This is a genomic window from Cryptosporangium japonicum (assembly GCF_039524755.1).
In the GTDB taxonomy this organism is placed as follows: domain Bacteria; phylum Actinomycetota; class Actinomycetes; order Mycobacteriales; family Cryptosporangiaceae; genus Cryptosporangium; species Cryptosporangium japonicum.
This window is the reverse complement of the sequence record NZ_BAAAGX010000018.1, coordinates 273,504-285,226: the sequence shown is the minus strand read 5'-3', so window position 1 is coordinate 285,226 and position 11,723 is coordinate 273,504. Positions and strand designations below refer to the sequence as shown.

12 protein-coding genes and 1 tRNA gene are annotated in these 11,723 nt (G+C 72.7%); 5 read left to right on the top strand and 8 right to left on the bottom strand.

Features of this window, described 5'->3' with window-relative positions:
* The first annotated feature begins 90 nt into the window (after nucleotides 1-90).
* A complete protein-coding gene (locus tag ABD437_RS24620) occupies nucleotides 91-966 on the top strand; it encodes a GNAT family N-acetyltransferase (protein ID WP_344651274.1) in 876 nt (291 codons plus the stop codon).
* Between the two features lie 9 nt (nucleotides 967-975).
* Here ABD437_RS24620 and ABD437_RS24615 read toward each other — a convergent pair whose 3' ends face one another.
* Nucleotides 976-1,425 carry a MarR family winged helix-turn-helix transcriptional regulator gene (locus ABD437_RS24615; protein WP_344651273.1) on the bottom strand — a complete coding sequence of 150 codons (450 nt, stop codon included), beginning with the start codon at nucleotides 1,423-1,425 and terminating at the stop codon, nucleotides 976-978.
* A 41-nt stretch (nucleotides 1,426-1,466) separates the two neighbouring features.
* Between ABD437_RS24615 and ABD437_RS24610 the strand changes: the two genes are divergently transcribed.
* Nucleotides 1,467-2,765, top strand: coding sequence for a glycosyltransferase (locus ABD437_RS24610; protein WP_344651272.1), 1,299 nt, complete (start codon nucleotides 1,467-1,469; stop codon nucleotides 2,763-2,765).
* A complete protein-coding gene (locus ABD437_RS24605; RefSeq protein ID WP_344651378.1) occupies nucleotides 2,758-3,237 on the top strand; it encodes a methyltransferase family protein in 480 nt (159 codons plus the stop codon). The genes ABD437_RS24610 and ABD437_RS24605 overlap by 8 nt, the downstream gene beginning before the upstream one ends.
* Before the next feature lie 86 nt (nucleotides 3,238-3,323).
* Here ABD437_RS24605 and ABD437_RS24600 read toward each other — a convergent pair whose 3' ends face one another.
* The gene (locus tag ABD437_RS24600) at nucleotides 3,324-4,034 is read right to left on the bottom strand and encodes a TetR/AcrR family transcriptional regulator (protein ID WP_344651271.1); all 711 of its coding nucleotides are present in this window, start codon (nucleotides 4,032-4,034) and stop codon (nucleotides 3,324-3,326) included.
* 159 nt (nucleotides 4,035-4,193) lie between these two features.
* On the opposite strand from ABD437_RS24600, the gene ABD437_RS24595 reads away from it, so the two are divergent.
* On the top strand, nucleotides 4,194-4,928 hold the full coding sequence (locus ABD437_RS24595) for an SDR family oxidoreductase (protein WP_344651270.1): 735 nt from the start codon (nucleotides 4,194-4,196) through the stop codon (nucleotides 4,926-4,928).
* A gap of 248 nt (nucleotides 4,929-5,176) precedes the next feature.
* Here the strand turns inward: ABD437_RS24595 and ABD437_RS24590 are convergent.
* The 6 genes from ABD437_RS24590 to ABD437_RS24565 form a co-directional block, all read right to left on the bottom strand.
* Nucleotides 5,177-5,253, bottom strand: a tRNA-Ala gene (locus ABD437_RS24590).
* Between the two features lie 63 nt (nucleotides 5,254-5,316).
* On the bottom strand, nucleotides 5,317-6,360 hold the full coding sequence (locus ABD437_RS24585) for a hypothetical protein (RefSeq protein ID WP_344651269.1): 1,044 nt from the start codon (nucleotides 6,358-6,360) through the stop codon (nucleotides 5,317-5,319).
* Between the two features lie 235 nt (nucleotides 6,361-6,595).
* Nucleotides 6,596-7,225 carry a GNAT family N-acetyltransferase gene (locus ABD437_RS24580; RefSeq protein WP_344651268.1) on the bottom strand — a complete coding sequence of 210 codons (630 nt, stop codon included), beginning with the start codon at nucleotides 7,223-7,225 and terminating at the stop codon, nucleotides 6,596-6,598.
* Between the two features lie 90 nt (nucleotides 7,226-7,315).
* Nucleotides 7,316-8,593: a molybdopterin molybdotransferase MoeA gene (locus tag ABD437_RS24575; RefSeq protein WP_344651267.1), complete on the bottom strand. Its 1,278-nt coding sequence runs from the start codon at nucleotides 8,591-8,593 to the stop codon at nucleotides 7,316-7,318.
* A 14-nt stretch (nucleotides 8,594-8,607) separates the two neighbouring features.
* The gene (gene galU, locus ABD437_RS24570) at nucleotides 8,608-9,534 is read right to left on the bottom strand and encodes a UTP--glucose-1-phosphate uridylyltransferase GalU (protein WP_344651266.1); all 927 of its coding nucleotides are present in this window, start codon (nucleotides 9,532-9,534) and stop codon (nucleotides 8,608-8,610) included.
* 9 nt (nucleotides 9,535-9,543) lie between these two features.
* Nucleotides 9,544-11,016 (bottom strand): HAMP domain-containing protein, encoded by a 1,473-nt coding sequence (locus ABD437_RS24565; protein WP_344651265.1) that lies wholly within the window; start codon nucleotides 11,014-11,016, stop codon nucleotides 9,544-9,546.
* A 32-nt stretch (nucleotides 11,017-11,048) separates the two neighbouring features.
* Here ABD437_RS24565 and ABD437_RS24560 point away from each other — a divergent pair, with 32 nt between their 5' ends.
* Nucleotides 11,049-11,693, top strand: coding sequence for a 5-formyltetrahydrofolate cyclo-ligase (locus tag ABD437_RS24560; RefSeq protein ID WP_344651264.1), 645 nt, complete (start codon nucleotides 11,049-11,051; stop codon nucleotides 11,691-11,693).
* Nucleotides 11,694-11,723: the final 30 nt, after the last annotated feature.

Below are 11,723 nucleotides of genomic sequence, written 5' to 3'. Positions count from 1 at the left end.
TTACATACGCGTCGTCGGCGTGGTGGTAACGTCGTGCGCCTCTATCGAGATCGAGAAGGAAACTTCGACGTGATCGCGTCTACGCAGGCGATGCAAGCGACCAATAGCGCCGCAACTGACGAGTATTCGGTCTCACCGTACTCGTCCGCGGACCTCGAGGCGGTACACGCTCTCGCTACGGCGGTCACTGGTTCGGACTCTTATCCGAAGTTCCTCATCGCCCAGCTCGCGGACATTCTCGGTCCGGGCTTCCTGGTCGCCCGCGACGCCGACGCCCGGGTCGTCGGGTACGCGGTGGCCACCCCGCACGCGCAGATCACCGATCGCGGCGTGGTGCTCGCGCTCGTCGTCGACACCGAGCACGCCGACGTCCAGCGCGAACTGGTCGGCGCCGCGGCTGGCTACCTGCGTGGCCAGGGCTGCAAAGACATCGTGTTCGCGCCCACCACGGCGCCCGAGCCGTCCGGCGATCCGGACGACTCCCCCGCTCCGGCCGACGCGTACCGGGTCCGGCAGTTCACCCCGGCCGACCTCGACGACGTCTACCGGGTCGAGCTGTCGGCGTTCGGCAGCGATCCGTACCCGCGTCTGTTCTTCCTGCAGCTCGCCGAGGTTCTCGGCACCGGCTTCCTGGTCGCCGAGAGCGGTACGGGCAGCGAGCGCCGGGTGGTCGGCTACCTGCTCGGCGTCCTCGACCGGGTCGCCGACGGCCGCGGCTGGGTGATGTCGGTGGCGGTGCACGCGCTTCACCGCGGCCGCCACGTCGGCTGGCAGTTGATGGAAGAGGCCGAGCGCTACTTCCGGGAGGTCGGCCGCAAAGAGGTGCAGCTGACCGTCGACCCCGACAACGAAGTGGCGGTCGAGCTGTACCAGCACCGCGATTACGAGACCGTTTACTGCCACGCCGACCTGCACGGAATGAAATTGTCGCGGCTGGTCATGCGGCTCCGGCTCCCGGTGCGCTGAAAACGCCGTTTAGTTCGGCGTCTCCAGGCCTCGGGCCAGCCGGGAGGTCAGCTGCGCCAGCGTCGCGACCTCCTCGTCGGTGAGCATCGAGAACCAGTCCGCCACCGCCGCGTGGTCGTCGGGATTCCGGCCCGCCCAGTACGCGTCGTTCTTCTCCGTGGTCGCCAGCCGGCGGCGGCGCCGGTCGGCCGGGTCGGGCTCGCTGACCAACCAGCCCTTGCGCTCGAGCGAGGCGACCAGCTGCGCGGTGTTCTGGTGCGTCGTGGCGAGCGCCGCGGCCGCCTCGCCGAGCGTCGGGTGGCCGAGCACGCTCACCACGGTCAGCAGCGCTGCCTGTTGCGTGGTCACGCCGTCCGGCCGTAGCCGGGCGTCCATCAGGTAGCGGAGCCGCTGCGCGGCCAGCAGGACCATCCGGAACGCCACCACCGGCGGCGGCAGGGGCTGTTGCTCGTCAGTCATAGGCAATATATTACCTAATGCTGACCGAGAGGAGCGGGCCGATGATCTGCCTGCTGCCGCACTGCGGCTACCTGTCCGAGACCTCACGCATGCTCGAGCTGCGCCAGGCCCTGGCGGCCCGCGGCGCGCCGGTGCGGGTCGCGACCCACGGCGGAACCTACGAGCACCTGCTCGATCCCGGTTACGACGTGATCGGTCCGCCGATGGACGCCGAGCGGGCCGCCGCGTTCGTCCGCGACGGCGTCGGCCTCGGCTCCCCCGACCAGAGCATGTACTCCGACCAGGAACTGCACGCGTACGTCCGCGCCGAAGTGGACTACTTCCGCCGGCACGACGTGACTACGGTCGTCACCGGGTTCACGTTGACCGCGCTGCTCTCCAGCCGGGTGGCCGGGGTGCGGCTGGTGACCGAGCACGCGGGCAGTTTCGTCCCGCCGATGTTCGAGCACGGCCTGGTGCCGCCACCACTCGAACGGCTCACCCGCTGGCAGCGGGCCATGCCCGCCGCCGTGGTGCGGCGGCGGTACGGGCGCACCGTGCCGGGCCTGCCGTACTACTGCGCCGGGTTCAACCGGGTCGCCGCCGAGTTGGACGTGCCCGGCGTCCCCGGGCTGGCCGCGCTGCTGCTCGGCGACCTGACGCTCGTCCCCGAGGTACCCGAGGTGCTCGGGCTGCCGGCCGCGGCGGTCGACGAATGGGTGCCGGGGGCGTCGTACCGTCCGGAGACGCGCCTGCGGTGCACCGGGCCGCTGTTCGCCCGGCTCGACCGGCCGGTGCCGGACGAGGTGCAACGCTTCCTCGACGCCCCCGGGCCGCTGGTGTACGTCGCGATCACGTCCAGCGGGGTGGAACTGGTGCGCAGCGTGCTGGAGGCGCTCGCTCCGCTCCCGGTGAAGGTTCTCGTCGCCGCCACGGTGCACGCGCGGGCCGCGCTGGCCGACGTCACCGGTGCGGCGAAGTTCCTGGTGGCCGGCGTACTGCCGAGCCACCGGATCATGCCCAGGGCCGCGCTGGCCGTCACCGCGGGCGGGCAGGGCAGCGTGCAGACCGCGCTGGCGTGCGGAACGCCGCTGCTGGGCATTCCGTTGCAGCCCGAGCAGTTGCTGAACGTGGAGTTGGCCGAGCGGGTGGGGGCGGCGCGGAGCGTGCCGAGCGGGCAGTTGACGGTGCCCCGGGTACGTAGCGCGGCGCTGCGGATGCTCGGTGATCCCGCGTACCGCCGGTCCGCCGAACGGATCCGAGACCTGTATGCCGACGTCGACGGCCCCGCGCTGGCGGCCGAAGCGATCGTGGGCGCGGGCTCGGCGGCCTCCGTACCGGGCGGCGGTGAGCGTGCGTAGCCGGGTGGCGGCCGCCGGGAGCGGGATGTTCTTCGCCCTCGCGCCCGGGACCGTCGCCGGGGTGGTGCCGTGGGCACTGACCGGCTGGGAGGCCGGCGCCGCCCCGCTGCCGTCACGGGTCGCCGGCGCTCTCCTCGTCGCCGCCGGCGCGGCCGTGCTGCTGCACGCGTTCGCCCGGTTCGTCGGCGAGGGACTCGGCACCCCCGCACCGGTCGCGCCCACCACCCACCTGGTCGTCGGCGGCCTGTACCGCTACGTACGCAACCCGATGTACCTCGCGGTCGTGACCACGATCCTCGGCCAGGCGCTCGTCCTCGGCCGCCCGATCCTGTTCCCCTACGCCGCGCTGATCGCGGCGACGACGGCGACGTTCGTCCGCCTCTACGAGGAGCCGACGCTGCGCGCCCGGTTCGGCGCCGAGTACGACGCCTACCGCGAGGCCGTCCCGGGCTGGTGGCCGAGATTTCGATAGTGCCGGTCCGGGCTGCTCCCGGGTGGACGCCGCCGTGTTCCCGGGCTCCGGCGCGAGGAGGTCGCGCTGCTCGCGGGCGACCCAGGTCAGCTGCTCGCGATGCGGACCAGCAGCTCCTCCAGCAGGAGGCGCTCGCCGGGGGTGAGATTGCCCGGCACGTCGTGGTCGGGTGCGCCGAGGGCGGCGGTGAGCGCCACGGCGCCCGCCCGTAGGTCACCGGCCGCCGCGCTCGGTTCGGTGCCGACGATGCGGCCGAGTACGGCGTCGCGAAGGACCGTCGGGTCGAAGGCGGCCCGAGCGGCGGGCGGAAGGGAGAGCGTGTGCAGGACGGCGCCCATCCCGGCCGCGTGGATCGTCGACACCGCCTGTTCGACCGGCACGAGGAGCAGCCCGGCCTGCGCCACCTTGACCACGAGCCCGCGCAGGATGGACAGGGCCGCGGCGGCCGGCGAGTTCTCCCGATCGTCGCGCTCACCGCGGTAGCCGAAGATGTGGACGTAGACGGCGGGGTTCTCGATGCCGAAGCCGACGTGCAGCTCCCAGCCCGTGCGCAGGGCGCCGACCGGGTCGTCGTCGTCGCCCAGGCTGCGTTTCCGCTCGAGGTACTCGGCGAGGGTCTGTTCGGCCACGACGTCGAGAAGGCCCTGCATGTCGCCGAAGGCGCGGTAGATGGCCGCCGGCTGCACACCGGCCGCCGCACTGACGGCTCGAGTGGACACGGCATCACGCCCGCCCGCGGTCAGCAGCTCGACCGCGGCTCGGCGGATGCGTTCACGGGTGAGGTCTCGCGGCGGCATACCTCACGGTAGCACCGCCCGGCATCAGTGATGTCGAAAAAATCGCTGATGCCGATTCTCTGGACATCACTGTTGCCATCGCCGCGATCCGTGTGCTTACATCGGTGATGTCAGCATGAACGACATCGCCGATGTCGTCGCCAACCGGAAGGAGTCATCATGACCGAGAACCTGCGCGTAGCGGTGGTGACCGGCGGGTCCCGGGGCATCGGCCAGGTGGTGGCCGAGAGGCTGGCCGCCGACGGCCTCGCGGTCGCGATCGTGTACGCGAGCAACAAGGAAGCGGCCGACGCCACGGTGGCGGCAATCACCGGGAACGGCGGCCGCGCGCTGGCCCGCTCGGCCGACATCGGTGACGAGGCGGCGATGTCCGCCGTGTTCGACGACGTCGAAGCGGAGTTCGGCGGCATCGACGTGGTGGTCAACTCGGCCGGCATCATGCATCTGCAGCCGGTGGCCGAACTCGACCTGGCCGCGCTCGACCGGATGCACCGCACCAACATCCGCGGCGCTTTCGTGGTCAACCAGCAGGCCGCCCGCCGCGTCCGCACCGGTGGAGCGATCATCAACTTCTCCACCTCCGTGAAGAAGCTGGCCCTGCCCACCTACGCCGCCTACGCCGCGTCCAAGGGCGCCATCGACGCGCTGGTGCCCGTGCTGGCCAAGGAACTCCGCGGCCGGGACGTCACCGTCAACGCGGTCGCGCCCGGCCCCACCGCCACCGACCTCTTCCTCGAAGGCAAGGACGAGGCCACCGTCACCGCGATGGCCAACATGAACCCGATGCAGCGGCTGGGCACCCCCGCCGACATCGCCGAGGTGGTCTCCTTCCTGGCCGGCCCCGGCCGGTGGGTCAACGGCCAGACCGTCTACGTCAACGGCGGCATGGTCTGACGGCCGGTTGACGTGGGTGGGGTCGGGCACCAGCCCGGTCGTCCCGCCGTTCCTGAGCCCGTACACCGCGGCCGAGGCGGCTCCGCGACGTGGGGCGCCGGTCCGATGCCGCCGGGCAACTGCGTGCGGCGTACGAGACGTTGTCGCGCGGCGGGGTCCGGAAGTACCCGGGGTTTCTCGACGAGTAGCCGGAAACGGAGAAAGGCCAGCTTCTCTCTCGAGAAACTGGCCTTCAACCTGGTAAGGCTTGGTGGAGATGAGGGGATTCGAACCCCTGACCCCCTCGATGCGAACGAGGTGCGCTACCGGGCTGCGCTACATCCCCAAGCCGGTGACAACCTTACCAGGACACGCGGCCCGCTCACGCATCCGCCCCCGCGCCCCGGAGTCAGCCGTTGACGACCTTCGGCAGGGCCGCACCCGCGGCGCGGGCCTGGCGCCGGGCGGCCGGGGTCGCACCGGCGGCGTCGCGGGTGCGGGCGGCCGGCCGCGACACCGGCCGCACCGCCCACGAACCGTCCGCGGCCAGGTACACCTCACGCCCAGCGGCGGCCAGCACCCGCACGACGTCACGGGCCGGGCGCTCCCGCTCGGCCCGCGGCAGCGACAGCCAGCCCGCGGCCTGGTGGACCGCTTCCGGGCCGAGCCACGCCTCCCGGTCGGCACCGGCGGGCACCTGACGCAGCGCCCGCCGGACGAACGCCTCGGCGCGGTGCTGGCGGGCCCGGGCGATGAGCACCCGGGCCTGCCGCTCCTGCGCTTCACGCTGCTGGCGCTGGGTGGCGACCGCACGCAGCCGCCCGAGCAGCCCGACCGCGACGACCGCCGACACGACCGCGCCGATCCAGAACGCCGGGCCGACGAACACCCCGGTGACGGCCTGGCCGACGACGAGCAGCGCCAGGATCAGCACGAGCCGACGCCGACGGGCACGCTGGAGTTCCGCGGCCCGACGCACGGCCGCGGCCGACACGACGGCCGGAGCGGTGCGTGACGCCGGAACGACGCTCACCGGCCGCGTGGCCGGCGCCGAAACCGGCACCGCGCTGACCGGAACCGCGCTGACCGGCACGGCGCTCGTGGGGCGGTCGACGTTCGCCGGGCGGCGGACCCGTACCCGGGCCCGGGTGGCGCCGCTCTCCTGGAGAGCCTCACGCACCAGCGAAGCCCGGACCGCCGTCAGGTCACGACCGTCGGCCGAGACGCCCTGCGCCGTCTTCACCGCGGCCGGCACCACGAGCGACGTCGGCGGGCGCACCGGCCCGCCGGACGGCACGGTGCGGCGCCGACGTTCCCGGGGGAGCACACGCATCGACGAAGCACGAAGCTCCGCCTGACCTCGCAGCGCGGTGTCGTAGCGGTGGGCCAGGGCCGGCATCAGGATCAGCACCCCAGCGGCAACGACCAACGCAAGCAGGACAGACGACGGCATAGACCCTCCCTCCCCCGGTTCCGGGTGAATTACACGTTCGTAGTTCGAGGCTACGAGGGGTAGTCCAGGACATTGCGGAACTCAATGGGCGTGTCTACTTCCTGACCCCGGACGGATCAGCTCCACGCCCCCCACCGAACCGCTCAAAAGAGGAGGAGACCATCGTGAATTCAGCTGCTCGGTCGGGACATTTGTCCCTCCCGTCCGGGCAGCCAGGGCAGACCCACCTGCCCCGTCAGCCCGTCGTCGACGAGCCCGCCCGCACCGTGCGCCACCGTGCCAGCAACCCGGCCGGCGCCACGTCCTCGACGGTCAACGCGTACCCGACATGGTCGCGCCAGCCGCCGTCGATGTGCAGATAGCGTGGGTGGAAGCCTTCCTGACGGAAGCCCAATTTCTCGACGACACGCCGACTGGACGTGTTCTCCGGCCGGATGTTGACCTCGATGCGGTGCAGCGCGGCGTGCGCGAACGAGAAGTCCACCGCCATCGCCAGCGCGGTCGGGATGACGCCGCGGCCGGCCACCCGGCTGTCGACCCAGTAACCCGCGTACGCCGAGCAGAACGCGCCGCGCACGATGTTGCCGAGCGTCAACTGTCCGACGAACTCGTCCTCGTACGTGACGACGAACGGCATGATCTGCCCCAGCCGCACCCCGCGGCGCAGTGAGCGGTACAGCTCGTAGTAGTCACTCGTGCGGTGCCGATCGGCCCACGGACGCATCGAGGTGGGCTCCCAGCGGGCCAGCCACTCCTCGTTCGCCAATCTGACCTCGGACCAGGCGCGGGCATCACGAATCCGGTGGGGGCGGAGGCCGACCGGGCCCTCCGCCAGGGTGGCCGGCCAGCCGGGCAGTGCGGTCATCGGCGTCCTCGCGGCGGTAACTGGTGCCGGAAGCTTAGACACCTCCGGCGCCAACGCGCACGGGCGGTCAACGGATCCGTCGGTCCGATTTCACTCCGGAACGCCGTCCAGGAGAAAAGCCGGCACCTCGGTGCCGGTCGCGACGTCGGCCGCCGCCTCCGGAACCGCCAGCAACGCGTTCGCCGACGCGTACCCGGTGAGAAATGCCTCACCCCCGGCGAACGGCGACGCCAGGTACGCACCCTCCGCCGACCGGACGACCCGGGCCGGGCGGAACTCACGCACCCCCGGCATCGACCGGATCGGTGACGCCAACTCGGCCAGCATCGCCGGGCGGAAGAGCGACGAGGCACCCGCCAACCGACGCAGCACCGGACGCAACACGAGCTCGAAGCCGAGCAGTGCGCCCGCGGGGTCCCCCGGCAGGCACAGCACCGGCATCCGCGACGGCCCCACCCGTCCGTAGCCCACGACGAGCGACGGCTCCAGCGGCAGCGTCTCGAAGTGGACGACGTCGTCGAGCCCGAACAACCGGCGCAGGACGTCGGTGTGTCCGGCGCCGGTGCCCCCGGTCGTGACGAGCAGGTCCGCCCGGTGCGCGTGGTCCTCCACGAGTCGGCGGAGCGCCTCGTCCTCGTCGGGCACGATCCCGACCCGGTGTGCGTGCGCGCCGGCTTCGCGGGCCGCCGCGGCCACGCCGAGCGAGTCGACGTCCACGACCCGGCCGGGCACCGAACCGGAGAAGCCCGGCCGCGACGAATCGACCAGTTCGTCACCGGTGGCGGCGACCAGCACCCGCGGCGGCGGTGACACCAGGACCGACTCCACCCCGGCCGAGGCCAGCAGCGCGATCGTCGCCGCGGTGACCCGCGAGCGCGCCGGGGCCAGCACCGCGCCGGCCGCGACCGTGCTGCCGCGCCGCCGGATGCCGTCACCCGGCTGCGGGATGCGCCCGATCCGGACCCGGGCCAGGCCGCCGTCGGTGACCTCGCCGGGCACGACCGCGTCGGCACCGACCGGCAACGGCGTTCCGACCGTGACGGTGTAACTGGCACCGGCCGACACCGTGGCCGGCTCCCAGGACGCCGCGGTGAGGTCCCCGATGACCGCCAGCCGGACGTCGCCGTGGTGTGTGGACGGATCACCGGACCACTGCGCGTCGCCCAGGGTGTCGTGGGCGCGGACGGCGTAGCCGTCGACCGCGGCGACGTCGTACGCCGGGACCGGTCCCGGCGCGACGACGTCCTCGGCCAGCAGGACACCGAGCGATTCCAGCAGCGCCATCGGCAACGGCCGCAGCGGCTGGAGATCGGCCAGCGCCGTGTCCAGGAAACGCTGGGTCCCCATCCCCAGCAGATCCGTGCTCATCCCCCCCGAGATGCTCACGCCAGAGACGTCTTCACGTAGTCGGTGAGCCACTCGCGGAACTCCGAGCCGAGCTCCTCGTGGTCGACGCCGAGCAGCACGGTGGCCTTCAGGTAGTCGATCTTCGCGCCGGTGTCGTACCGGCGGCCCTTGAACACGACGCCGTGCACCGGCGTGCCGGCCTTCAGCAGGTCGGCCATCGCGTCGGTGAGCTGGATCTCGCCGCCGGCGCCCGGCTTCGTGTTGCGGATCGCCTCGAAGATCTCGGCCGGCAGCACGTAGCGGCCGATGATCGCCAGGTTGCTGGGCGCCTCGTCCGGATCGGGCTTCTCGACCATGTCGGTGACGCGCACGATGTCGCCGAGGTGCCCCTCGCCGGTGCGCCCGGTGTTCTCCACCGCGACGATGCCGTAGCGCTTGATGTGCTCACGCGGCACCTCGAGCAGGGCCAGCACGATGCCGCCGTGCTCCTCCTGGACGTCGAGCATCGTGGGCAGGATCGGGTCGCGCGCGTCGATCAGGTCGTCGCCGAGCATCACCGCGAACGGCTCGTCGCCGACGTGCGACGCGGCGCAGAGCACGGCGTGGCCGAGGCCCTTGGGCTCACCCTGGCGGCACGTGTTGATCGAGGCGATCTCGGACGACCGGCGGACCGCGTTGAGCTCGGCCGTCTTTCCCTTCTCCTCGAGCGACTTCTCCAGATCGGGGCGCCGGTCGAAGTGGTCGACCATCGCGCTCTTGCCGCGACCGGTGACGAGCAGGACGTCGTCGAGACCGGCGGCGGCCGACTCCTCGACGATGTACTCCAGTGCCGGTTTGTCGACGACCGGCAGCAGCTCCTTCGGGACGGCCTTGGTGGCCGGTAGGAAACGGGTTCCCAGCCCGGCGGCCGGAATGACGGCCTTGCGCGTGGTACGGGGCTTTGCGGCGGAAGTCTCGACCATGTCGGGAGACTAGCCAACAAACCTGGGCGCGTCTCCGTCGGCCGCAGGTGTCGCCGGCTGCGCGCGGAGGACGCGGCTCACCGTGCGTAGCGCCCGGTGCGGGCGGATCGGGTCGGTGGCCCGGTGCAGCAGCGCGTTCTCCAGGGCGACCGCCACCTGGCCGGCGAACGAGCGGACGGTGAGCAGGTCCCCGTCGTCGAAGTCGTCCCCGCCGAGCCGGTCGTAGAGCGCCAGCACGCCGAGCAGGCGCCCCTCCGGGATCGCCGGCGGGTGCGGCGGACCGACGATCGGCACCGCGATGAACGTCCGGCAGTTCTCCCTCCCGTGGCGGGCCTCACCGGTGGCCGCGACGCCCCCGAGCAGCCCCTCCCCGATCGTCACCCGGACGGTGTGCGGCCGCCCGAGCGACCGTCGCCCGACGAGCTCGGACTCCTCGGCCAGCAGCACGACGCCGCTCTCGGCCGCGGTCGTCGCCACCACGCTCTCCAGCACGACGTCGAGGATCCGGTCGACGTCGTTCGTGCTCGACATCGTGTCGCCGAGCAGCGCGAGCGTCCCGCGCAGCTGGTCGCGCCCGGCCGTGAGCGCCGCGACGTAGGCCTGCAGGCTGCGCGTCATCCGGTTGAAGGTCGCGGCCAGCTGCCCGACCTCGTCCAGCACCCGCACCGGGGCACGGGCCGCCAGATCACCCTCGGCGACCAGCTGCGCCGCGGCCGCGACCTCCGCGAGCGGCGTCGTCAGCGCCTTGGCCAGCAGGTTGGCCGCGAACAGGGCCGCGCCGGCGGCGGTCAGCACCACCACGGACAGCGCACCGTAGAGCGCGGTCGCGTCCGGCGCCGGGGTCCGCAGCACCGTCCGCACGGGCCGGCCGGGCACCGGTTCGAGCACCCGCATCCGGAGGGTGGTCGACCGCACGTCGGTTTCCGTGTTCTTCTCGACGCCGGGCCGGGCGCCGGTCACGGCGGTGACCTCGACGCCGGGCACCGAGACGAGCGCGTCGAGGTCGGCCGCGGTGACCGTGAACGCGGCCCGGGCCCGACCGGCGGGCGAGCCGTCGGCGCGGTGGAGACCGACCTCGGCGGCGATCACCGCACGCGCGCCGTTGCCCGGCGGCGTCCCGTGCGTGCAGTCGCCCCACCGGGTGACCGGCACCGACACGTCACCGGCGACGCCGAGCGCGGTGCCGGCGGTGTTCTCGATCCGCGCCGACTCGGCCAGGCCGCGGGTCACCAGGAAGCTCGTCGCGGCCGCCGGTCGTTCGCCCCGCGCGGTTGCGGCCGCCAGCCCTTCCGCGGCCGACCGGGCACGCTGGCAGACCGTGTTCACCGCCGTGCTGACGACGGTCGCGGCGGCGCCCAGCCGCTCGGTGGCGCGTTCCTCGGCCAGCCGGGTCGCGGTGATCCCGACCGCCAGCGCGCCGAGCAGCAGCGGCCCCAGCACCACCGACAGCAGGACCGCGGCGAGCCGCCTGCGTAGGGTCATGGATACCTCCCGAACGAGGAGAAGGAGCATCGATGAGCGCGCCTGCTCGCGGGGCGAAAGCGGAGCTGCGTACGCGCTGCCGAGCGGCACGCACGCGACGCCTGGCCGACCTCCCTCCGGCGCGGATGGCGGCCGAGAGCCGCCGCCTGGTGGCGCATCTCCTCGCGGGTCTCAACGAGCGCGGGGTGTGGTCGGTCGCGGCGTACGCGCCGATCGGCGCCGAACCGGGGGTGGTACCGGGTCCGCCGCTCCTGTCCGGCGCGCCCCGGGTGGGGCTGCCCGACGCGTTACGGGAGGCCGGCATCGGGGTGCTGCTCCCGCTGGTCCGGGAGGACCGCGACCTCGACTGGGCCTGGTACGAGAACCACGAGTCGCTGGTCCGCGGGCCGCTGGGCCTGTGGGAGCCCGATCCGGCGACGGCGCTCGGCGTCGACGCGGTGCGGTCGGTCGACCTCGTCGTGGTGCCCGCGCTGGCCGTGGGCCGGGACGGGTCGCGTCTCGGCCGCGGCGCCGGCTACTACGACCGCACACTGCCCCGGGTGACGCCGGACACCCCGCTCGTCGCGCTCGTGTACGACGACGAGGTGTTCGACTCGGTGCCCACCGAGGAGCACGACCGACGGGTCACCGACGTGATCACCCCGAACGGCGGCTGGGTGCGATTGGGCCGTGATTAACCCGGTGTGAGCAGATCGACAATCCTGACC